This window comes from Streptomyces sp. NPDC045899 (genome assembly GCF_056431485.1).
This window is the reverse complement of record NZ_JBWKKP010000001.1, coordinates 487,458-510,243: the sequence shown is the minus strand read 5'-3', so window position 1 is coordinate 510,243 and position 22,786 is coordinate 487,458. Positions and strand designations below refer to the sequence as shown.

16 protein-coding genes are annotated in these 22,786 nt (G+C 72.5%); 3 read left to right on the top strand and 13 right to left on the bottom strand.

What is annotated here, in order from left to right; translation table 11 throughout:
* Position 1: 1 nt before the first annotated feature.
* Positions 2 to 1,342 carry an MGH1-like glycoside hydrolase domain-containing protein gene (locus AC07FT_RS02315; RefSeq protein ID WP_479173287.1) on the bottom strand — a complete coding sequence of 447 codons (1,341 nt, stop codon included), beginning with the start codon at positions 1,340 to 1,342 and terminating at the stop codon, positions 2 to 4.
* A gap of 545 nt (positions 1,343 to 1,887) precedes the next feature.
* Here AC07FT_RS02315 and ppdK point away from each other — a divergent pair.
* Positions 1,888 to 4,611: a pyruvate, phosphate dikinase gene (gene ppdK / locus AC07FT_RS02310; RefSeq protein ID WP_471204363.1), complete on the top strand. Its 2,724-nt coding sequence runs from the start codon at positions 1,888 to 1,890 to the stop codon at positions 4,609 to 4,611.
* Positions 4,612 to 5,016: 405 nt separating this feature from the next.
* Positions 5,017 to 6,084 carry an ArsR/SmtB family transcription factor gene (locus tag AC07FT_RS02305; RefSeq protein WP_479173285.1) on the top strand — a complete coding sequence of 356 codons (1,068 nt, stop codon included), beginning with the start codon at positions 5,017 to 5,019 and terminating at the stop codon, positions 6,082 to 6,084.
* A gap of 43 nt (positions 6,085 to 6,127) precedes the next feature.
* On the opposite strand, the gene AC07FT_RS02300 is transcribed toward AC07FT_RS02305, so the two are convergent.
* The 5 genes from AC07FT_RS02300 to AC07FT_RS02280 all read right to left on the bottom strand — a co-directional run bounded on the left by AC07FT_RS02300 (position 6,128) and on the right by AC07FT_RS02280 (position 12,107).
* Complete coding sequence (locus tag AC07FT_RS02300; protein WP_479173283.1) at positions 6,128 to 6,994, bottom strand: carbohydrate ABC transporter permease; 867 nt, start codon at positions 6,992 to 6,994, stop codon at positions 6,128 to 6,130.
* 3 nt (positions 6,995 to 6,997) lie between these two features.
* A complete protein-coding gene (locus AC07FT_RS02295) occupies positions 6,998 to 7,945 on the bottom strand; it encodes a carbohydrate ABC transporter permease (protein ID WP_479173281.1) in 948 nt (315 codons plus the stop codon).
* Positions 7,945 to 9,219 carry an ABC transporter substrate-binding protein gene (locus AC07FT_RS02290; RefSeq protein WP_479173279.1) on the bottom strand — a complete coding sequence of 425 codons (1,275 nt, stop codon included), beginning with the start codon at positions 9,217 to 9,219 and terminating at the stop codon, positions 7,945 to 7,947. The genes AC07FT_RS02295 and AC07FT_RS02290 overlap by 1 nt, the downstream gene beginning before the upstream one ends.
* Positions 9,220 to 9,374: 155 nt before the next feature.
* Entirely contained in the window at positions 9,375 to 10,580 is a 1,206-nt protein-coding gene (locus tag AC07FT_RS02285; RefSeq protein WP_479173277.1) for a thiolase family protein, read from the bottom strand.
* Positions 10,581 to 11,291: 711 nt separating this feature from the next.
* Positions 11,292 to 12,107, bottom strand: a complete 816-nt coding sequence (locus AC07FT_RS02280; protein WP_479173275.1) for a putative protein N(5)-glutamine methyltransferase — start codon at positions 12,105 to 12,107, stop codon at positions 11,292 to 11,294.
* Positions 12,108 to 12,304: 197 nt separating this feature from the next.
* On the opposite strand from AC07FT_RS02280, the gene AC07FT_RS02275 reads away from it, so the two are divergent.
* Positions 12,305 to 14,326: a hypothetical protein gene (locus AC07FT_RS02275; RefSeq protein WP_479173273.1), complete on the top strand. Its 2,022-nt coding sequence runs from the start codon at positions 12,305 to 12,307 to the stop codon at positions 14,324 to 14,326.
* A 27-nt stretch (positions 14,327 to 14,353) separates the two neighbouring features.
* On the opposite strand, the gene AC07FT_RS02270 is transcribed toward AC07FT_RS02275, so the two are convergent.
* The 7 genes from AC07FT_RS02270 to AC07FT_RS02240 all read right to left on the bottom strand — a co-directional run bounded on the left by AC07FT_RS02270 (position 14,354) and on the right by AC07FT_RS02240 (position 22,749).
* Positions 14,354 to 15,148 carry an SDR family NAD(P)-dependent oxidoreductase gene (locus AC07FT_RS02270; protein WP_479173271.1) on the bottom strand — a complete coding sequence of 265 codons (795 nt, stop codon included), beginning with the start codon at positions 15,146 to 15,148 and terminating at the stop codon, positions 14,354 to 14,356.
* A 53-nt stretch (positions 15,149 to 15,201) separates the two neighbouring features.
* Positions 15,202 to 15,573, bottom strand: a complete 372-nt coding sequence (gene nirD / locus AC07FT_RS02265; RefSeq protein WP_479173269.1) for a nitrite reductase small subunit NirD — start codon at positions 15,571 to 15,573, stop codon at positions 15,202 to 15,204.
* On the bottom strand, positions 15,570 to 18,164 hold the full coding sequence (gene nirB, locus AC07FT_RS02260) for a nitrite reductase large subunit NirB (RefSeq protein WP_479173267.1): 2,595 nt from the start codon (positions 18,162 to 18,164) through the stop codon (positions 15,570 to 15,572). Before nirB ends, nirD begins: the two co-directional genes overlap by 4 nt.
* A complete protein-coding gene (locus AC07FT_RS02255) occupies positions 18,161 to 19,486 on the bottom strand; it encodes an NAD(P)/FAD-dependent oxidoreductase (RefSeq protein WP_479173265.1) in 1,326 nt (441 codons plus the stop codon). The genes nirB and AC07FT_RS02255 overlap by 4 nt, the downstream gene beginning before the upstream one ends.
* A 113-nt stretch (positions 19,487 to 19,599) precedes the next feature.
* A complete protein-coding gene (locus AC07FT_RS02250) occupies positions 19,600 to 20,874 on the bottom strand; it encodes a cytochrome P450 family protein (RefSeq protein WP_479173263.1) in 1,275 nt (424 codons plus the stop codon).
* A gap of 28 nt (positions 20,875 to 20,902) precedes the next feature.
* On the bottom strand, positions 20,903 to 22,105 hold the full coding sequence (locus AC07FT_RS02245) for a cytochrome P450 (protein ID WP_471204513.1): 1,203 nt from the start codon (positions 22,103 to 22,105) through the stop codon (positions 20,903 to 20,905).
* A gap of 50 nt (positions 22,106 to 22,155) precedes the next feature.
* Positions 22,156 to 22,749, bottom strand: a complete 594-nt coding sequence (locus AC07FT_RS02240; protein ID WP_471204511.1) for a GTP-binding protein — start codon at positions 22,747 to 22,749, stop codon at positions 22,156 to 22,158.
* Positions 22,750 to 22,786 lie beyond the last annotated feature (37 nt).

The window sequence follows — 22,786 nt, the reverse complement described above, 5'->3', positions numbered from 1 at the left end:
CTCAGCCGGGGCTCGCCTCCAGTGCCAGGTCCAGCGCCAGCGCGGCCGTCCAGCTGAAGGACGTCGTTCCGCGCGCCCGGCCGGTGTACGGGTCGACGTACTCGGCGAAGTCCGAGGCGGCGGCCGTCTCCAGGACGGCGGTGCGCAGTGCGTCGGCCGCCGCCGTCTCGCCGTGCAGCCGCAGTCCCCGCTCCAGCAGCCAGTTGACGTTGAACCAGGCCGGGCCGCGCCAGTAGCGGGACGGGTCGAAGGCGCCGCCGAGCAGGTCGTAGCTGGGGACCAGCCGGGCCGTTTGGCCCAGTCCGAAGTGCTCACCGCGGACCGTCCGCACCAGCGTCCGCGCGACCGCGGGCGGGAGGTCCGGCAGGAGCAGGGGCAGCAGCCCCGCCGCGCTCCGCTCCGGCACCAGGGTGCCGGTGAGGACGTCGCGGCACAGGAACAGCCCGGCGGCCGGGTCCCAGAGCCGCTCCACCAGGGCGGCCGTGAGCCGGGCGGCCCGCGCCCGGTGGGGTGCGGGATCGGCGCCGGTCGCCGCCGCGATCTCGGCCAGGGCGTGTTCGGAGGCGGCGAGCAGGGCGTTGAACCCGGGGTCCTCGACGGCGAACCGCGGGTCCGTGGCCGGCCCGTCCCGGTAGCCGCCGTCCCGGTAGTCCGTGGCGAGCCGGACGTAGCGCCCGTAGTCCAGATCGGTCGGCCGGTCGGCGGCGGCGCCGTGGTCGAGGTCGGCGCGGTGGAAGGTACCCGGCGGGGCGGGGGTGACCCGGGCCAGCGGGGCGTCCCAGCAGGGGCTGTTGTCCATCCCGGGCTCCCAGGGGTGGACCGCCGAGACCAGTCCGTGGCCGCCCAGGTCGCGGGCCCGGAGCAGATAGCCGTGCCAGGCGGCGAGCCGTGGCCGGGCGCGGTCCAGGAAGCCGTGGCGGGCCGAGGCGTCCGGATCGGCGCGGTGGACCAGCAGGGCGGCGAGCGCGTGCACCGGGGGCTGGACGATGCCGGAGGTCTCCGTGTCCGCCGGTGCCCCGGCGGCGGCGCCCGCGGTGGAGGAGCGCCAGAAGTCCGGGCCGGGGAAGTAGGCGTGGCGCGGCACCGCCGGGTTGAAGACGATGTGCGGGATGCGGCCGTCGCCCCACTGGGCGGTGAACAGGGTCTCCAGCTCCCGCTGGGCGCGGTGCGGAAACCGGTGGCGCAGCCCGACCGCGATGAACGCCGAGTCCCAGCTCCACTGGTGGGGGTAGAGGGTGCGGGAGGGGACGGTGGAGGAACCGGTCCAGTTGTCGCGCAGCACGCGGTGGGCACCGTGTGCCAGGCGCCCATACGCACCGAGCGGGGGCCGGATACCGGTCACGGTCCCTCCTCGTCCGGGAATGTGCGGTCACGATAGCCGCGCCGAGGTGCTGAAACGGGGCTCCGGGAGGATGCGCCGTGGTTCGTGAGGGCGTTCCACGACCCCGCTCACCTGCATATCGCTCATCTGAGCGAGACCCCTCTCGTTGTATCCAAAGGGCGAGACAACGGCCCTCGCAAGGGCGTGATTCTCGCCACTCTGATCAGGGTCTCGCTCAGATGAGCGGTCGCCTGGAGGGGGTCGGATGGGTCAAGGCTGCTCTCACCTCTCCAATACGTGGCACTGAGTGCCACCCTGTTGATGTTCGATACATCCTTCGAATCATCACCGAGGGTGAGCAAAGTGGGAGTCGTCGCCTGCGGAGCGTGGTCATGTGTTCGAGTCCTGAAGGCTTGGCAAAATGACGCGCTTTCACTGCCGAACTTTCGAACGCGTGGCAGGCGGGTGGTTACAGCCGAATGACGGTGGAGTGGACATGCTCAGGCACCTTCGATCTGGGTACGCTCCCCGCCGTCAGGGCAGCCGAGCCGAGGAGATCGAGTCCCGTGTCGGAAACACAAGATCAGCAGAAGTTCGTTTACGACTTCACCGAGGGCAACAAGGATCTCAAGGACCTGCTCGGCGGGAAGGGGGCCAACCTCGCCGAGATGACCAACCTCGGTCTCCCGGTGCCACCGGGATTCACCATCTCCACCGAGGCGTGCAAGGTCTACCTCGACAGCGGCTCGGAGCCCGCGGCCCTGCGGGACGAGGTCGGCGCGCACCTCGAGGCCCTCGAGACCAAGATGGGCAAGAAGCTGGGCCAGCCGGACGACCCGCTGCTGGTATCCGTACGCTCCGGCGCCAAGTTCTCGATGCCCGGCATGATGGACACCGTCCTCAACATCGGTCTGTCCGACGACTCCGTGGCCGGTCTGGCCACACAGGCGGGGGACGAGCGGTTCGCCTGGGATTCCTACCGCCGTCTCATCCAGATGTTCGGCAAGACCGTGCTCGGCGTGGACGGTGACCTCTTCGAAGAGGCCATCGACGAGGCCAAGAAGGCCAAGGGCGTCGTCGTGGACGTGGACCTCGACGCGGCCGACCTCAAGCGGCTGGTCACCGAGTTCAAGGACATCGTCGCCAAGGAGACCGGCCGCAGCTTCCCGCAGGAGCCGCGCGAGCAGATGGACCTCGCCGTCCGCGCCGTCTTCGACTCCTGGAACGGTGACCGCGCCAAGCTGTACCGCCGTCAGGAGCGCATCCCGCACGACCTGGGCACCGCGGTCAACATCTGCTCCATGGTCTTCGGCAACCTCGGCCCCGACTCCGGCACCGGTGTCGCCTTCACCCGTGACCCCGCCAGCGGCCACCAGGGCGTCTACGGCGACTACCTCCAGAACGCGCAGGGCGAGGACGTGGTCGCGGGTATCCGCAACACCGTTCCGCTCGCCGACCTCGAGCAGATCGACAAGCGGTCCTACGACCAGCTGATGCAGATCATGGAAACCCTCGAGACGCACTACAAGGACCTGTGCGACATCGAGTTCACCATCGAGCGCGGCAAGCTGTGGATGCTCCAGACCCGCGTCGGCAAGCGCACCGCGGGCGCCGCCTTCCGGATCGCCACCCAGCTGGTCGACCAGGGTCTGATCGACGAGGCCGAGGCGCTGCGCCGGGTCAACGGCGCCCAGCTCGCGCAGCTGATGTTCCCGCGCTTCGACCTGGAGGTCGCCGACGGCGACAGCGTGCAGCGGATCGGCCGCGGTATCGCCGCCTCCCCGGGCGCCGCGGTCGGCAAGGCCGTCTTCGACTCCTACACCGCCGTCAAGTGGTCGCGTTCGGGCGAGAAGGTCATCCTCATCCGCCGGGAGACCAACCCCGACGACCTCGACGGCATGATCGCGGCCGAGGGCATCCTGACCTCCCGCGGCGGCAAGACCTCGCACGCGGCCGTGGTCGCCCGCGGTATGGGCAAGACCTGTGTGTGCGGCGCCGAGGAGCTCGAAGTCGACACCAAGCGGCGCCGGATGACGGCCCCCGGCCGGGACGGCAAGGACCCGGTGGTGATCGAGGAGGGCGACGTCGTCTCGATCGACGGCTCCTCCGGCAAGGTCTACCTCGGCGAGGTGCCGGTCGTGCCCTCCCCGGTGGTGGAGTACTTCGAGGGCCGGATGCACGCCGGTGCCGAGGAGGCCGGTGAACTGGTCGGCGCGGTGCACCGGATCATGGCCTACGCGGACCGGGTCCGCCGGCTGCGTGTCCGCGCCAACGCGGACAACGCCGAGGACGCCTCCCGCGCCCGCCGGTTCGGCGCTCAGGGCATCGGCCTGTGCCGCACCGAGCACATGTTCCTCGGTGAGCGCCGGGAGATGGTCGAGCACCTGATCCTCGCCCACACCGACGAGGAGCGCGAGACCGCCCTCCACGAGCTGCTGCCGCTCCAGAAGGACGACTTCGTCGAGCTGTTCGAGGCGATGGACGGACTGCCGGTCACCGTACGGCTGCTGGACCCGCCGCTGCACGAGTTCCTGCCCGACATCACCGAGCTGTCGGTGCGCGTCGCGCTCGCCGAGTCCCGCAAGGACCACAACGAGAACGACCTGCGGCTGCTCCAGGCCGTCCACCGGCTGCACGAGCAGAACCCGATGCTGGGTCTGCGCGGTGTCCGCCTCGGTCTGGTCATCCCCGGTCTGTTCGCCATGCAGGTGCGGGCCATCGCCGAGGCCGCCGCGGAGCGCCGCAACGCCAAGGGTGACCCGCGCGCCGAGATCATGATCCCGCTGGTGGGCACGGTCCAGGAGCTGGAGATCGTCCGCGAGGAGGCCGAGCAGATCATCGAGGAGGTCGAGCGGGCCCGGGGCGTGGACCTCAAGCTCACCCTCGGCACCATGATCGAGCTGCCGCGGGCCGCGCTGACCGCCGCTCAGATCGCGGAGTCGGCCGACTTCTTCTCCTTCGGCACCAACGACCTCACCCAGACCGTCTGGGGCTTCTCCCGGGACGACGTGGAGGCCAGCTTCTTCACCGCCTACCTGGAGAAGGGCATCTTCGGGGTCAGCCCGTTCGAGACCATCGACAAGGACGGTGTGGGCGCCCTGGTCCGGGACGCCGCGCGGGCCGGCCGGGCCACCCGCCCCGACCTCAAGCTGGGCGTGTGCGGTGAGCACGGCGGCGATCCGGACTCCGTCCACTTCTTCCACCAGGTGGGTCTGGACTACGTCTCCTGCTCGCCGTTCCGCATCCCGGTCGCGCGCCTGGAGGCGGGCCGTGCGGCGGTGAGCGGCTAGGAGCCACCGGGGCTGCCCGGGACTCCCTCAGCCCGTCGGCGGCCCCGGATCTCAAAGGGGGCGGCACCTTGTGCGGAGGTGCCGCCCCCTCTCACTCCCCCCACGGGAGCTGTTGCCACGCGCATCGGCTACGGGCGGCAACACAAGTGCCCAGTCGCCGTAACGCACTCGTCACCCCCCACGGGAACGAGCTATGTGGCTCTGAGCACCGCCTGTTGAATTGTGGACGGCCCCGGAGTGTTTTGCCGGTGGCCTCCCGTTTGCACGAGGAACAGCTTTCCTCTTCGCACGCCCGAAGCGCGCCCCGTTTCACATCTGGCCAAAAGGACGTGGTGACTGACCGTGTAAGCGTGCATACTCAACGGTGATCGGGGGGACGGTCGGCATGTCACATGTGAGGGTCTAGTGCTACGTGTTCATTTCAGTGAACTCGATCTGGCCCGGCTGCGGATGGCGGTCCGCCCGGATGTGCTCTGGGAAACGGTTCTGAGTTTCCACCGCCTACGGGAGAACCGGGCCGAGACCGTATACGGGGAATGGCGTTCGGAAGCGCGAAACCGGCTCAACGGGGAAGCGCGGCTCCTGGCGCCCCTCATTCCCTCGCGCGGATATTTTCCTGACTTCCTGACACCCGCCGAAGGGGTAATCGGTTGCGACAGTGCCATGGCCGCGCTGCGTGCCACACCGGGAGAGCGCTTGCACCACGAGATCGCCGGGCTCCCGGCGCCCCGTGCCCTCCCGGGATGGATACGTGACCTCGCCCAGGGCGAGGCGCGACCACTGGATCGTCTGATCACCACCCTGCGCACCTACCACCGGGCCGCCATCGCCCCCTACTGGCCTCATATCCAGGCCCGGATCGAAGCCGACCGGGCCGCCCGGGGCCGGGCGCTGCTGGACGGCGGGGCGGACGGCCTGCTGTCCTCGCTGCCGCCCACCATGCGCTGGCGGGCGCCGGTACTGGAGGTCGACTATCCCGTCGACCGGGATCTGTATCTGCGCGGCCGGGGGCTGTTGCTGCTGCCGTCGTTCTTCTGCCGCGGCACCCCGGTGACCTTCCGCAACCCGGAGCTGACCCCGGTGCTGGTCTATCCGGTCGAACACGCCCGCCGGACCGCGCCGCCCCGTATCCATCCGCGCCCGGCCACCGCGCCCGCCTGCGTCCGTTCGCTGGGCAAGCTGGTGGGCCAGACCCGTTCCGCGGTGCTGCTGGAGGTCGGCGGCGGCTGCACCACCAGTGAACTCGCCCGCAGAGTGGGCGTCTCGCTCGCCTCGGCCAGTCAGCACGCCAGTGTGCTGCGGGAGGCCGGACTGGTCCACACCCTGCGCCAGGGCAGCGCCGTACTGCACACCCTGACCCCGCTGGGCGCGGCGCTGCTGCGCGGCGGCGGCTCCCCGGGGGAGCGGGTCTTCGGCGCGCAGGCCGCGTTCCCCGCGGTGGCCGGTGCCCAGGGGCACGCGGGACACGGATGACGCGACCGCCGCGGCGGTGCGAACCCCCGCGCCGCGGAGCGCCTCAGTCATCGATGCCGGAGCGTTCGACGCCCGCCACGATGTAGCGCTGGAGCACCAGGAAGACCACCAGCAGCGGCACGATGGACACCGCGGCCGCCACGAACAGCTCGTGGATGTTGACGCTCTGGGCGGTGGTGAACGTCGACAGCGCGACCTGCACCGTCCACGCCTCCCGGTCCTGGCCGATGACCAGCGGCCAGAGGAAGGAGTTCCAGGCGCCGATGAAGACGATGGTGCCCACCGCGGCGAACACCGGCCGTGAGTTGGGCACCACCACCCGCCAGTAGGTGCGCCAGTAGCCGAGTCCGTCCACCCGCGCGGCGTCCTCCAGCTCGCGCGGGAAGCCCAGGAAGTACTGGCGGAAGATGAACGCGGCCACCGCCTGGAACAGCGTGGGCACCACCAGACCGCGCAGGGTCGAGATCCAGCCCAGCGAGCTGACCAGTACGAAGCTGGGCACGAAGGTGACCGCGGCGGGAACCATCAGGGTGCCCAGGATCCAGTAGAAGACCAGGTTGGCGTGGCGGTACGGGATGCGGGCCAGACCGTACCCGGCGAGCGAGGCAAGCAGCAGGGTGCCGAGCGTGGTGAGCACCGCGATCAGCGAGGAGTTGAGGAGGGCGCGCGCCATCGGCACATCGGGGTCCTCGAACAGCTCGCGTACGTTGCCCCAGTGCAGTTCGCCGGGGAAGAGGGTCCACCCGGGCGAGGTGATGTCCGCCTCGCTGGACAGACCGTTGCGCACCAGCAGATAGAAGGGGAGCAGGAAGAGCAGCGCGAGCGCGCACAGCAGCACCAGCCGCACCGCGCGGCCCGCGCGGGCCAGGCCGTCGCCCTGCCGCTCGTGCGCGGGAAGGGTCCGGGGCATCGCTCAGTCCTCCTTCCGGCCCAGGCCGAACCAGCGTGCCTGCGCCACCGTGACCACCGCGATGATCAGTGCCAGGATCACCGCGCCCGCACTGCCCAGACCCAGGTTCTGCCCCTGTCCCAGCGCGGTGTAGTAGAGGTAGACCAACGGCGGCCGGGCGTAGGGCGGGTAGCCGCGTGAGTCGGACAGCAGGTTGTAGAACTCGTCGAACGCCTGGAAGGCGTTGATCACCAGCAGCAGCACCACGGCCACCGAGGTCGCCCGCAGCTGCGGGAAGGTGATGTACCGGAACACCTGCCACCCCGGCCGGGCGCCGTCCACCGCCGCCGCCTCGTACAGCCGCGCGGGGATCCGCTGGAGCCCGGCCAGGAACAGCACCATGTAGAACCCGGCCTGGAGCCACAGCCGCACGGTCACGATGACCAGCCAGTACCAGGGCGGATCGGTGGTGGACAGCCAGGCGATCTGATCGGCCCCGAACCAGCCGAGCACGGTGTTGGCCAGGCCGAACCGCACCCCGTTGAAGATCGACATCTTCCAGATCAGCGCCGCCACCACGTAGGAGCACGCCACCGGCAGGAAGAACACCGACCGGAAGAACGCCTGCGCCCAGCGCAGCCGGTTGACCGTCAGCGCCAGGCACAGCGAGAGCACGTACGTGGCCGGGACGATGAACGCGGTGAAGACGAGGAAGGTCAGCAGGCTGTCGGTGAAGGCCTCGTCGCGCAGCATCGCCGTGTAGTTGTCGAAGCCGACGAACTCGGTCGGTGACACGGTGTTGTGCGCGTCGAAGAAGCTGAGGTAGGCGCTCCAGGCCAGTGGCACGTAGGTGAACAGGGTCAGTCCGAGGACGAACGGGCCCACGAAGACCCAGAACCACAGGGTGCGGTTCTGGCGGCCGAACCGGCTCCTCCGGGCCGGCGGCTTCCGTTGCGGGGCCGCCCCGCGCATCAGCGCTTCGTCCGGACGCGCCGCAGCTCCGCCCGGGTCGTGCGCACCACGGACCGCAGCTCCCGCCCCGGATCGGCACCGCTCTTGATGATCCGGCTCAGCGCGTCCTGGTAGGCGGTCTTGCTCGCGGGTGTCCACAGCAGCGGTTCGGCATGGCCGTGGTCGGTGGCGTAGCCCACGGCCTCACCGGCCGCGCCCGCGCGCAGTTTGGCGGCCCTCCTCGCCAGCGAGATCCGGGCCGGGATGTGGAAGCCGTAGGTGAGCGCGAAGTCCTCCTGGTACTCCGTCCTCTCCACCCACAGCCACTTCACGTACTCCTTCGCCGCCTCCCGGTGGCCGCTGCGCGCGCTGACCGCCGCCCCGTAGGCGCCCACCGGCACCGCGGGGCCGCCGTGCGCCCCGTCCCTGGGGAACGGCAGCACCCCGAAGTCGTCCCCCAGCGCCTTCTTCACCTGCGGCAGCGCCCACAGCCCGGACCACTGCATGGCCGTGAGCCCCTGGGTGAACGCGGCCGGGTCCGACCAGTCCGAAGGAGCCCCCAGCAGCAGTGACTTGTCGGCGAAGAGCCGATGCAGCTTGCCGAGGGTGCGGGCGGCGGCCGGATCGTCGAACCCCACCGCGCCGTCGGTGGTGATCAGTTCGAGCCCGGCGGCGTGCAGCGGGGTGCCGCCGAGGACCCCGGGACCGCCGTCGTTGCCGAGGAAGAGCCCCTTGACGTCCTTGGTGGTCAGCTCCTTCGCCGCGTCCACCAGCGCGTCGAGCGTGCGCGGTGGTTCCACGCCCGCCTTCTCCAACATGCTCTTGCGGTAGTAGAGCAACTGCATGTCCACGACCTGCGGAACGGCCCAGATCCTGCCCTCGTGGGTCTTGGGCGCCAGCACCGCCGGGTTGAAGTCGTCCTTGGCCTCGCTGAGCAGATCGGTGAGGTCCACGACCTGGCGGCCCCGGATCTGGTCCAGCGTCGGGCCGTTGACCTCGAAGACGTCCGGCCCGGACGTGGTCAGCAGCGCGGCGGCGGTCTGCTGGTCGTAGTTGCCCGGCCGCCACTGCACCTGGACGTCGGCCTTGCGGTAGGCGTCGGCGTACCGCTTGACCGCCTGCTCGGTGCCGGGTTCGCCGTACTGGTGGTACCAGTGCTCGAGCAGCGGCCGGCCGCCCTCGCCGTCCGATCCCCGTCCGGTGTTGGACCCGCAGGCGGCGGTCAGTCCACCGGTCAGCGTGAGTCCCGCGCCCGCGCCGAATGTACCGAGCAGTCTTCTGCGGCTGATGGACACAGCTGGCGCCCCCTCGCTCCTCGTGTGGCCGGTCCCGGGCCACCGTATGTCCCAACGATCAACGATGGGGGCGGATTACGACAGGGGTGTTGCGGCGCCATGTCCACTACGGCGCACGGAGGATGACGGGGCGTCGGAAGCGGGACCGGACCGCCTCACCGTTCCAGGACGAGCGCCAGCCCCTGCCCCACGCCGATGCACAACGTGGCCAGCCCCGTGCCCGAACCGCGGGCCGCGAGCTGGTGCGCCACCGCCCCGGCCAGCCGGGCACCGGAGCAGCCCAGCGGATGGCCGATGGCGATGGCTCCGCCACGCGGATTGACCACACCCGGGTCGAAGCCGGGGTCCTCGGCCCATTCGGCGAAACAGCCCAGCACCTGTGCGGCGAACGCCTCGTTGAGCTCCAGCGTGGCCAGATCGCCGAAGCCACGGCCCGCCCTGGTCAGGGTCCGGCGCACCGCCTCGACCGGCCCGAGGCCGAAGTACTGCGGTTCGATCCCGGTGACGGCCGAGGCGCCGATCCGGGCGAGCGGTTCCCGGCCGGTGGCCGCGAGCCCTTCCTCGTCGACGAGCAGCAGGGCCGCCGCGCCGTCGTTGAGGGGTGAGGAGTTCCCGGCGGTGACGGTGCCGCCGGGCTTGCGGAAGGCGGGCTTCAGACCCGCCAGGGACTCCAGCGAGGTGGTGTCCCGGATGGTCTCGTCGCGCACCAGGCCGGTGTCCGGGTACGGCAGCACCTCGGCGTCGTACGCCCCGTCCTTCCACGCCCGCGCCGCCTTCTCATGGCTGGCGAGGGCGAACGCGTCCTGCGCGGCGCGGGTGATGCCGTGCTTGTCGGCGATCAGCTCGGCGCCCTCGCCGAGGGCCACGGTCCACTCCGGCGGCATCTCCGGGTTGGTCATCCGCCAGCCCAGGGTGGTGGAGTACAGCTGCTGGTGTCCGGCGGGGAAGGCGCGCTCGGGCTTCTGGAGCACCCACGGTGCGCGGCTCATGGACTCCACGCCGCCCGCGAGCGCGATATGCGCGTCGCCGACGGCGATGGCGCGGGCGGCCTGGAGCACGGCCTCCAGACCCGAGGCGCAGAGCCGGTTGACGGTGGCGCCGGGCACCGTGACCGGGAGCCCGGCCAGCAGCACGGCCATCCGGGCCACATCGCGGTTGTCCTCGCCCGCGCCGTTGGCGTTGCCGAAGTACACGTCGTCGATCCGGGCCGGGTCCAGCTCCGGGGTGCGCTCGAGCAGCCCGCGCAGCACATGGGCGGCCAGGTCGTCGGGGCGGACCCCCGCGAGCGCGCCGCCGTACTTGCCGACAGGGGTGCGGACGGCGTCGACGATGTAGACGTCGCGCGGACGGTCGAGGGTCATCGGGCGTCCCTTCCTGCGGCCTCGGGCGCTTGTGGCGCGGCCGTCCGGTGGTGTCGGAGGGTGACGACGGAGGCGGTCCGGGACGGCCGGGGCCGCGGTCCACGGCGGCGTCGGTGACGCCGGGGTGGCGCGGGCCGCGGAGGCCGGTCGTCGTCACACCGTCCCGCCGGTGGTCAGCGTACTGATCACCTTCTCGCCCGCCCGTACGCTGCCACCGGGGGCGGGACCCGTCAAGAGGGTCCCGGTCCGTGTGGGCCCCGGTCCGCGGCGGGGTGTCGGTGCGCCACGGTCCCGGTCCGTGTGGATCCTGGTCCGCGGCGGGGTGTCGGTGCGCCGCGGTCCCGGTCCGTGTGGATCCTGGTCCGCGGCGGGGTGTCGGTGCGCCGCGGGTCCCTGCCCGTCGGGTGCCGGTGCGCGCGGGTGCCGGTGCGCCACAGGCCCGGTCCGTGCGGGTCCTGATCCGCGGCGGGTGCCGGTATGCCACGGGTCCCCGCCCGCGGCGGGTGCCGGTGTGCCGCGGGTCCGGTCCGTGCGGGTCCTGGCTCGTGGCGGGCGCCAGTGTGCCGAAGGTCCGGTCCGTGCGGGTGCCGGTGCGCGCGGGAGTCGGTGCGCCACAGGCCCGGTCCGTGTGGGTGCCGGTGTGCCACGGGTCCCTGCCCGCGGCGGGTACCGGTCCGTCCATGGTCCGGCCCGCCGCGGGTCCCGGTCCGCTCAGCCGCGCGGCGGACGCGTGGCGACCACCACCGTCGCCTCCCGCTCCGCGCACTCGGCCACCGTGGCCCGCAGCCCGTCCCGGGCGACGATCCCCACGGCCGCGGACGCCTGGGCCTCGCTGGTCTCGAAGAGCAGACAGCCGCCCGGCGCCAGCCACCCGGTCGCCTCCGCGGTCACCCGGCGCAGGACGTCCAGCCCGTCCGCCCCGCCGTCCAGCGCCACCCGCGCCTCGTGCTCCCGGGCCTCCGGCGGCAGCAGCCCGACCTGTGCGCTGGGCACGTACGGGACGTTGGCCAGCAGCAGGTCGACCCGGCCGCGCAGGCCCCCCGGCAGCGGCTCGTACAGATCGCCCTGGTGGACCCGGCCGCCCACCGCGGCCACATTGCGCCGGGCGCAGCGCACCGCCGCCGGATCGATGTCGGTGGCGTCCAGCGCGATCCGCCCCAGCGCCGCCCCCAGGGCCGCGCCCAGCGCGCCCGAACCGCAGCACAGATCGACCACCACCGCCCCGGCCCGCGCGGGCGCCAGCGCGAGCGCCCGTTCGACGAGGAACTCGGTGCGGCGGCGGGGGACGAACACACCGGGGTCCACGGCGATCCGCAACCACCGGAACTCCGCCCATCCCAGGACGTGTTCCAGCGGAAGCCCGGCGGCGCGCCGCGCCACCATGGCGTCGAGCGCGGCCGGATCGCGGGCGGTGGAGAGCAGCAACTCCGCCTCGTCCTCGGCGAATACGCACCCGGCGGTACGCAGTCTGCCGACGACGGCGGGGAAATCGAGGACCGGAACGAGGGAGAGAGGTGAAGTCGACATGGAGCCTTCCGGGATTCCCAGGGCGCTCCGCCGGTCACCTACACCGGTTCGGCCGCTTGGCCGCAGAAGGGGAGCACCCAGCCTGACCTGGCGTTTATGGGTCTCACCTCCTCAGTTGTGCTGGAGGGCCACCTTATCAGCAGGTCCCGTCCGAGGCGGGTGCGCGCGGTGTCGGTGCCATGGGCGAGGATCGGTCCATGGCAGACGTGACGGGGGGAACTCCGGTGCTCGACCGGCTCGGAGGCGGCGGGCTGGATGACGAGTGGGTGGCGAACGCCCTGGGCGGGCTGGTCGACGGCTCCGGGTACTGGATGACGCGGGGAGTGCTGGCCGCGCTGGAGCGTACCGGTGGGGCGTTGACCGGGAGGTGGGAGCCCGGGGAGGGGGAGGTCGGCCCGGGGGCGGCCGGTGAGGGGTCCTGGACCCGGTTCCTCGGACGGATCGGAGCCCTCGCGCTGCGCGCCGCCGTGGAACCCACCCGTGAGGTGCGGCGGCAGCGGCTGCTCGCCTGGCTGGAGATCTGGGCGGAGAGCCCGTTCGCGGACCCCTCGGCCCGCTGGCGCACCGGGGTGGTGCGCACCGACCGCACGGCCGTCCGCGATGAGCACGGCGCGGCGGTCCGCGTCGGCTGGGTGCGCGGCGGGGCCCGGACCTTCCTGGAGCTGCGCACCGGTCACGGCGAGCCCCCGTCGCTGGGGGAGACCGTGGAGGTGAACGACTTCGTCCCCGGCGGTGGCTGGGGCTCTCCGGAGCAGATCCGCACGCTGGTGGCGCTGGTCCGCGAGCGCGGTCCGGTGCCGTGGGACCGGTCGGCCGTCGCGCTGCTGCGCGAGGCCACCGGGCTGGGGCGGGCCACCGCGTCGTTCGTCCTGGCCGGGGTGATCAGCACGGGATACGCACCGTTCCTCGATGCCGAGGAGCGCCGGATCCACCAGTTGAAGGCCGTCGAGAGCGAGGACGGCGGAGCTGAGCTGGCGAGGCTGAGTCCGCTGGAGCGGCTGGAGCTGCTGGCGGACGTACTGCCCGCCGACCCGGCCGCGCTGTGGGAGCCCGAGGGCATGCGGGAGGTCGCGGCCCGGCTCGGCGCGGCGTGGCGGGCCCGGTTCGGGCGGCGCACGGCGGTGCCCGAGTCCACGCACGCGGCGGTGGTCGAGCGGGCCCCGTTCCTGCTGACGGCGGGCAAGCTGTGCTGGGCGTTCACCGACCCCACCGACCTTCCGGAGCTGCGCGCGGACATCGACACCTGGCTGACCGAGTCGAAGTTCGGTCCCTATGTCACCGACGCCCATGGCCGGCAGCGGTGGTTCGGGGACACCCTGGTCACCGCGGTGGCGCACCTCCCGTGGGTCTACGCCGAACTCCCCGCCGGGGACGTGGTGCACGACGGTGTGCCCGGGCTGGTGCGGGTGTTGCGGGAGCGGCTGGACCATCCGGGGCTGCTGCTCGACGCGGGGTTCCGGGGGATGCGCGGGGAGGATCTGCCGGCGGAGCTGCCCGAGGGGTTCGGCCGCCGCCCCTACGCGGGCCCGGAACCGCTGGACGACCCGAGCGTGGACGACGGGCTGACGGTGGTGACGCGGTGGCGGGCGAACCGCCCGGACGAACGGCCCAGTATGCATCTGTCCTTCCGCCCCGCCTTCTACGGCGACGACGAACGCTCCCGGCGGCTGTCGGGATGGGTGGGCGGCTACGGCCGCGAGCACATGGACGCGGTCGCCTGGCTGCGCGGTCCGGTCTGCTCCGCCATCGTGGACCGGATCGCCTCCGCCGCGCTGCCCCCGGGCCGCTACGAGTCCGATCCGGCGGCCTCGGCCCCGGACGTGGTCGCGCTCGCCGCCGGGAAGCTGGACGTCGACGAGGACCAGGCACGGCTGTATCTGCAACTGCTGGCGCTGCCCGCCCCCACCGACCGCAATGTGCGGAAGTGGAACGGCTGGACGGCCGCCCGCCATCACGCCGCCCGCGACGGACTGCTGGCGCGCGGTGTGGTGGTGGCGGACAAGCGGCCCCGCGCCGGACGGCAGGTCTTCCTGCCCGGCGAGTGGGGCCACGCGGTCAAGCCGTATCAGCCGATGGAGCGGTGGAAGGCGGCGCTGCTGGGCGTGGAACGCTCGTACAACGGCCGCTACGACAACCACCCGCCGCTGCCCGTCCGCACCCTGCCCGAACTCTTCGCCCACGCCTGGACGCTGGTGGAACGGGGCGACGGCCCGGTCTGACCGGTGGCGCGCGGTGCCCCACGACCGCTACGGCACCGGTGTGATACCCCCGTCGACCCGCAGATTCGTGCCGTTGACGTAGTCGGCCAGCGGGCTGGCCAGATAGGCCACCGCCGCGGCGATGTCCTCACCGGTGCCCAGCCGTCCGCTCGGGTTCGGCGCGTACTCCCGCGTCACCCGCTGTTCGATCGCGGGCCAGTCGCCCTCCCAGCCCTCCTCGGCCGCGCGCTCCTCGAACATCCGGCGCAGCCCGGGGCTCACGATGACCCCCGGGCTGACGGCGTTCGCGGTGATCCCGGTGCCGGACAGATGGCGGGCGAGGCTGGTGGTGGCGTTGAGCACGGCCGCCTTGGCCGCCGAGTACTCGACCATGTTGGGAAGCGCGGTCACGGCCGCGCGGCTGCCGACGTTGATGACCCGGCCCCAGCCGCGCTCGCGCATCCCGGGCACCAGGGCGCGGACCATCCGGACCGCGGAGAGCAGATTGCCGTTCACGGCCGTCAGCCAGTCCTCGGGCGCCGCGGAGTCCCAGTCGTGTTCGGCGAACGGGCCCGCGTTGTTGACCAGGATGTCCGTGCCCCAGTCCGCCGCCCGCCGAGCCACCTCCGCGGCGGACTCGTCCTCGCCGAGGTCGCCGAGCACCGCCTCGGCCCGCGCGCCCGCACCGCGCAGCGCGGCCACGACCTCCTCGGTCCGCGCCGCGTCCCGGCCGTGCACCAGCACCGCGCAGCCCTCGGCGGCCAGCAGCCGGGCGATCGAGGTGCCGATACCGCCGCTGCCACCGGTCACCAACGCGCGTTTCCCCAGGAGCTTCAGATCCATACCAGGGACCCTAACCGCCCCCAACTCCGCGCGGGCGACAACGGGTCGCACGGTCACACCGGGTGCGGCGCGGGGCTTCCGGTGCGGGTGGCGTACGCCGTGACGGACACCGTCTCGTCGTCCAGGCAGCGGCCGGTCTCCAGGTCGAAGCGCTGCTTGAGCAGCGGGGAGGCCACGAACGGCCGTCCGCCCGCGGTGCCCAGCAGTCCGCGCGAGAGGACGTACGCGCCGGTGAACGGATCGCGGTTGCCGATGGCGTGGGCGCGGCCCGCGCGGTCCTGGAAGACCGCCACCTGGGTGCCGTCCGGCAGCAGGGCCGCCACCCCGCGGCCGGGGACGAGATCGGTCAGTTCGCAGATCGCGAACCACTTCTGGTCGACGAGGAGTTCCACACGGACATCGGTCCGCTCGGGCGCCATGGTCATCGGCTGGAGGTCCCTTCGAGTTCGCGGGTACGGACGGGGATGGTCGGGCCGGACAGGATCGTGAGGTCCGGCTTGACCTGGTCGCGCTCGGGCACGAACCGCACCGTGGGGTCCGGTGCCTCGGGCGCGTTGACGAAGGAGACGAAGCGGCTCAGCCGCTCGGGGTCGGCCAGGGTCTCGGCCCACTCGTCGCGGTAGCCCGCCACATGGTCGGCCATCAGCGCCTCGAGCTCGGCGCACAGCCCCAGCGCATCGTCCACCACCACGTCCCGGACGTGGTCGAGACCGCCGTCGATCCGCTCCAGCCAGGCCGAGGTGCGCTCCAGCCGGTCGGCGGTGCGGATGTAGAACATCAGGAACCGGTCGATGAGCCGGATCAGCCCCTCGTCGTCCAGGTCCTGGGCCAGCAGGTCGGCGTGGCGGGGGTCGGCGCCCCCGTTGCCCCCGACGTAGAGGTTCCAGCCGTTGGAGGTGGCGATCACCCCGAAGTCCTTGCCACGGGCCTCCGCGCATTCGCGCGCGCACCCCGAGACGGCCGACTTCAGCTTGTGCGGGGACCGCAGCCCCCGGTAGCGCAGCTCCAGGTCGATCGCCATCCGTACCGAGTCCTGCACCCCGTAGCGGCACCAGGTCTGTCCCACGCACGACTTCACGGTGCGCAGCGCCTTGCCGTACGCGTGGCCCGATTCGAACCCGGCGTCCACCAGCCGTGCCCAGATCACCGGGAGCTGGTCCACCCGGGCGCCGAACAGGTCGATCCGCTGACCGCCGGTGATCTTGGTGTAGAGGCCGAAGTCCCGGGCCACCTCTCCGATCACGATCAGCTTCTCGGGGGTGATCTCCCCGCCGGGGATCCGCGGCACGATCGAGTACGAGCCGTTGCGCTGGAGGTTGGCCAGGAAGTGGTCGTTGGTGTCCTGGAGCGCGGCCTGTTCACCGTCCAGGACATAGCCGCTGGCGCCCAGCGTCGGGGCGAGCGAGGCGATGATCGAGCCGATGGCCGGTTTGCACACCTCGCAGCCGTCGCCCCGGCGGGCCTCCTCACGGCCGTGGCTGTCCAGCAGTTGCGCGTAGGTGGTGACGCGCAGGGTGCGCACGATCTCGTACAGCTCGGCGCGGGTGTAGCCGAAGCAGCCGCACAGCCCCTTGTCGACGCTGACGCCGCTCGCCTCCAGCTCGTCGTTGACCAGCGAGGTGAGCGCCTTGACACAACTGCCGCAGCCGGTCCCCGCCTTGGTGCACTTCTTCACCGCCGGGACGGTGGTGCACCGGTGGTCGGTGACGGCGGAACGGATCGCGCCCTTGGTGACGTTGTGGCAGTTGCAGATGACGGCCTCGTCCGGCAGCGCGGACGGGCCGAGCGCGGCGGGCGCACCGGCCCCGGCCGGGAGCACCAGCTGTTCGGGGGCGACCGGCGGCACCGAGCCGGTGAGCGGGCGCAGCATGCCGTACGCGTCGGCGTCACCGACCAGCACCCCGCCCAGCAGGGTGCCGTCCGCGCCGACCACCAGCTTCTTGTAGACGCCCGCGCGGGAGTCGGAGTACACCACGTCCAGACAGCCCTCCGCGGTGCCGTGGGCGTCGCCGAAGCTGGCCACGTCCACGCCCAGCAGCTTGAGCTTGGTGGAGGTGTCCGCACCGGTGAATCCGGTGTGCGCGCTGCCCGCGATCTCGTGCGCGGCCACCTCGGCCATCTCGTAGCCGGGCGCGACCAGGCCGTACACCCGGCCGTCGGCGGCCAGCGCGCACTCGCCGATCGCGAGGACCGCCGGATCGCTGGTGCGGCAGCGCTCGTCCACCGTGATCCCGCCGCGCTCGCCCACCTCCAGACCGCAGTCACGGGCCAGCTGGTCGCGGGGCCGCACCCCGGCCGAGAAGACGACGAGGTCGGTCTCGACGGACGAACCGTCGGACAGCGCCATCCCGGTGACCGTGCCGGCGGCGTCCGCGGTGATCTCCTTGCCGCCGACACCGGTGTGCACGATCAGGCCCATGTCCTCGACGGTGCGGCGCAGCGCGGCGCCACCGCCGTCGTCCACCTGGAGGGCCATCAGCCGCGGGTTGAACTCCACGATGTGGGTGGTCAGGCCCAGCCCCTTGAGCGCACCGGCCGCCTCCAGACCGAGCAGTCCACCGCCGACCACCGTGCCGGTGGCGCAGTTCTTGGCGTACGCCTCGATCGCGAGCAGGTCCTCGACGGTGCGGTAGACGAAACAGCCCTCGCTGTCCTTGCCGGGGACGGGCGGGACGAACGGGTAGGAGCCGGTGGCCAGCACCAGCGTGTCGTAGCCGACGGTCAGCCCGGAGCGGGCGGTCACCGTGCGCGCGGCGCGGTCCACGGACGCGGCCGGGTCGCCGAGGTGCAGTTCGATCCCGTGCCGGGCCAGGAACCCGTCCTCGACGAGGGAGAGGTCCTCGGCGGTGCGGCCGGAGAAGTACGAGCTGAGCTGGACGCGGTCGTAGGCCGGGCGGGGCTCCTCGCAGAACACCACGACCCGGGCGGTCCCGGTGACGTTCCGGTCGACGAGGGCTTCGAGGAACCGCTGGCCGACCATCCCGTGGCCGATCAGCACAATCGTCGGCTTCGTCATGAGCAGGAGCCTCCATCGTTGGTGAGCAGGTGGAGCAGCGGGGTGGCGGGGAGCGGCTCATCGCCCTCCCAGGTGCGGGCGAGCGCGCCGACGGTGCCGAGATCGCCGAGGAGGATGCCGCCGACGAGGCGGTCGCCCCGGACGACGACCTTGCGGTACGCGTTGCGGGTGGCGTCGGTGAGGTGCACGACGTCGTCCCCGGGGGCGGGGGTGGTCTCCCCGAAGGAGGCCAGGTCCAGGGGGCGGGCGGAGGCGAGGGTGAGCCGGGTGAGGGTACGGGTCCCCTGGTACGGGGTCGCCGCCGCGTCCTCCCGGGGCGCTTCCCGGTGGCCGGGCCCGGCCCGGCCGCGGTCGCCCAGCACGGCGCTGACGGCGTCGGCCTGTTCCTGGGCGGCCTGTGCCAGCCCGTAGACCACACCGCCGTGTTCCGCGCAGTCACCGATCGCGTGGATCCGGGGGTCGCTCGTCCGCAGCGCGTCGTCGACCACGACACCGCGCGCCACCTCCAGACCGGCCGCCCGGGCCAGCCCCACGCGCGGCCGGACCCCGCAGGCGAGCACCACGAGTTCGGCCTCCAGCGCATAGCCGTCGGCCAGTTCGACGGCGCTCACCGCGCGTCCGCCCCGGGTCCGTTCCCGGGTCCGCAGACCACGGACCCGGCACTCGGTGTGGACCTCCACGCCCAGCGCCGTCACATGGTCCCGCAGCAGCCGGGAGGCGCCCGGGTCCAGCTGGCGTTCCATCAGGTGCTCGCCCTGGTGCGCCAGCACCACCTGGGCGCCGCGTTCGGCCAGGGCGCGGGCGGCGGACACGCCCAGCAGCCCGCCGCCGATGACCACCGCCCGCACCCCGGGGCCGGCCGCGGCGCCGAGCGCCAGACAGTCGTCCATGGTGCGGAAGGCGTGCACCCCGTCGGGCAGTTCCCTGCCACCGGGCGCGAACAGACCGCGCAGCGGCGGCAGCACCGGATTGGAGCCGGTGGCCAGCACCAGCGTGTCGTAGCCGAGGCTCCGTCCGTCGTCGCACAGCACCCGCGCGGTGTCGCGGTCGAGGCGGACCGCCCGCACCCCGCCCAGCCGGTGCACCGCGGGGGCCGGGGCCGGGAGCGCGATGACCTCCGGGGCGTACCGCCCGGCCAGCACCTCGGCGAGCAGCACCCGGTTGTACGCGGGGCGCGGCTCCTCGCCGATCAGCGTCACCCGCAGCGGTCCGGCGCCCGCCGGCGGCGCGGCGGTGAGCTGCTGCGCCAGCCGGGTGCCCGCCATACCGCCGCCGACGATCACCACGCGGTGGCGGCGCTCCGGCTCCCTGTTCGACCTCATGACACCGAAGCCTGCGGGGTGCCTGTTACCCGACGGCATCCCCGTCGTTTCCCGGAGGCAACGCTGCCCTCAGCGGGCGCGGGCGGCCACTGTGAGCGGTGGCCGCGCGGCCGTCAGCCCAGCCGGACCGGCAGCTCCACCGGGCTGTTGCCGACGAAGCTGGGGTGCGGCACCAGCTCCTCGTCCGGCACCGCCACCTCGAGACCGGGGAAGCGGGTGAACAGCCGCTCCAGCGCGATGGTGGCCTCCATCCTGGCCAGCGGGGCGCCCAGACAGTAGTGGGCGCCGTGGCCGAAGGACAGATGGCGGGTGGCGGCGGCCCGGGTGATGTCGAAGCGGTCCGCGTCCTCGCCGTGGGCCCGCTCATCGCGCCCGGCGGAGGTGTAGGAGACCAGCACCGGCGCGCCGCACGGGATGACCGTGTCGCCGACCTCCAGGTCGCGGGTGGGGTAGCGGAACGGGAAGTAGCTGACGGGGGCGTCCCAGCGCAGGGTCTCCTCGACCACGTCGCCCCAGGCCGGGCCCTGTCCCTCGGCGTCCCGCGCGCGGGTGCGGACCAGCTCCAGCTGGTCGCGGTGGTTGCACAGCGCCCGCACCGCGTTGGTGATCAGGCTGAGCGTGGTCTCGTGTCCGGCGACGATCATCAGCAGCAGGGTGCCGATCAGTTCGCTCTCGCTCAGCCGGTCGCCGTTCTCCTCGCGCGCCGCGATCAGCGCGCTGGTCAGGTCGTCGCCGGGGGACGCCAGCCGGGCGGCGGCCACCTGGCCGAGGATGGCGACCATCTCCCGGTTGGCGGCCACCACCCGCTCGGGTCCGGTCCTGGTGGAGACGATCTCGTTGGACACCTCGTGCAGCCGGTCCTGGTACTCGGCGTCGACGCCCAGCATCCGGCAGATGACCCCCATGGGCAGCGGCAGCGCCAGGTGGCGGCGCAGATCGGCCACCCCGTCCGGGGCGTCGGCGGCGGCCCGCTCCAGACCGTCCAGCAGTGACTCCGTCAGCTCCTCGACCGCGGGCCGCATCGCCTCCACCCGGCGCGGGGTGAAGGCCCGGGTGACCAGGGAGCGCAGCCGCCGGTGGTCCGCGCCGTCGGCGGTGGTCATGCCCTGCACGGTGGCGAAGGTGGCCAGCGGCCAGCCCGGCGGGATGTCCCCGTTCCGCAGTGCCGCGAAGTGACGGGCGTTCTTGGCCACGTCGGGGTGGGTGACGAACTCCTTCAGCTCCTCGTGCCGGGTGATGGCGTACGCGGACACCTCACCGGGCAGCAGGATCGGGACCGCTGCCCCGCGGGCGCGCAGCCGGTCGTTGACCGCGTGCTGGGCGGCCCCGGTGGGGTCCAGACGGTGCGGCGGTGCGGCGTGCGGCACGGGGCATCGGCCGTCGGTCATCTGCTGCCTCCTGGCGGCTGCGAGGGCGTCACGGTCGGTTCTCGGGGGTGTTCCGGGCGGCCGGGGTCTCGGCGGCCAGCTGGGGCGCGGAGAACCGCACCGGCAGCGCCGCGAGACCCTTGGACCAGGGCGAGGTGATCCACGGCAACTGCTCCTCCGGGACCGCGATCTCCATGTCCGGCAGCCGGTGGCGCAGGGTGTCCACCGCGGTCCGGGTGATCAGCCGGGCCGGATCGCGCGCCGGGCAGGTGTGCGGCCCGGCGCCGAAGGCCAGGTGCGAGCGGTTGCCGACGACCGGACGGCCGTCCTCGGGCAGCACCTCCGGATCGGCGTTGGCCCCCGCGAGCCCCAGGATGAGCATGTCCCCGGCCCGGATGTCCTGGCCGCCGAAGCGCAGATCGCGGGTGGCGTAGCGGCCGGGGAAGTTGGCGGTCGGCGGGAAGCGCCACAGCACCAGGTCGAGCGCGTCGTCCACGGTCATCTGGCCGTGCGCAAGCGAGGAGCGGAACGCCGGGTCGGTGAGCAGGATCCGGGTGGTCTCGGCGATCCAGTTCACGGTGGTCTGGTTCCCCGCGACGATGATCACGACCAGGTTGTGCAGCACCTCCTCGTCACCGAGGCCGATGGGGTGCTCCAGCAGCCAGGAGGTCAGATCCGGGCCCGGCCGCCGCTTCTTCTCCGCGATCAGCTCCAGCAGGATGCGGCCCATGGTCCGGTTGGCGCTGGTGGCGGCCACGGTCGGGGCGTTGGCGATCGCCCGGATGGCCTCGACCAGCCGCGGTCCGTTCTCCTCGTCCAGACCCAGCAGTTCGGTGACCACCTGGAGCGGCAGGATCCGCGCGTACTCCGCCACCAGATCGGCCCCGGAGCGCTCGGCGAACCCGGCCACCAGCCGCTCCGCGGTGGCCCGCACCGTGCGGATCAGCTCATGGCCGTTGACCCGGCCCAGGGCGTCGACCACCGCCGAGCGCATCCGGCGGTGCTGCTGACCGTCGGCGAACAGCAGCGCGGGGCGCCAGCCGACCAGCGGCATCAGCGGGGAGTTGACCGGCACCCGGCCGTCGCGCAGCGGGGTCCAGCGGCGCGGATCGTGGGAGAAGTACTGCTCGTCACGGGTGAGGTGGAGCAGTTCGCGGTGGCCGATCACCAGCCACGCCTCGATGCCCGGGGAGATGTCCACCGGCACCACGGCGCCGTGCTCCCGGCGCATCCGCTCGTACAGGTCGGTCATCCGGCCTTCCAGCGCCGCCCCGTACAGCGGCACCCGGCGGGTCACGGTGGTCACGGCGCCTCCGCGACGGTCTCGATGAGATGGGACACCAGCGAGATCAGCGCCTGCACCGACGACTTGTGCTCACGGGCGTCACAGATGACCAGCGGGGTGTGCGGCAGCAGGTCGAGCGCCGACCGAAGATCCTCCTCGCTGTGCAGCGCACTGTCGGGGAAGGAGTTGACCGCCACCGAGAACGGTACGTCCAGGTCCTCCAGATGGCCGATGGCGTCGAAGGACGCCTCCAGATCGCGGGTGTCCACCAGCGCCAGCGCGCCCAGGGCACCGCGCGCCAGGTCCTTCCAGGCGGGCAGGAAGCGCTGCTGGCCCGGGGTGCCGAACAGGTACAGCACCAACTCGCCGCCCAGCGTGATCCGTCCGAAGTCCAGCGCCACGGTGGTGGTGGTCTTCGACGGGCTGACGACGGTGTCGAGCCGCGCCCCCGCCCGGCTCATCGTCGCCTCGGTGGAGAGCGGGGTGATCTCCGAAACCGTGCCGATCAGGGTGGTCTTGCCGACCCCCATCGGCCCGACGACCAGGATCTTGGCCGCGCCGGAGACGCTGGGCTGCACATACATGACGGGGCTGTCGTCCATGCCGTCCATATCGCCCGGCTCCGTTGTGTCGTCCGTATCGGCCATC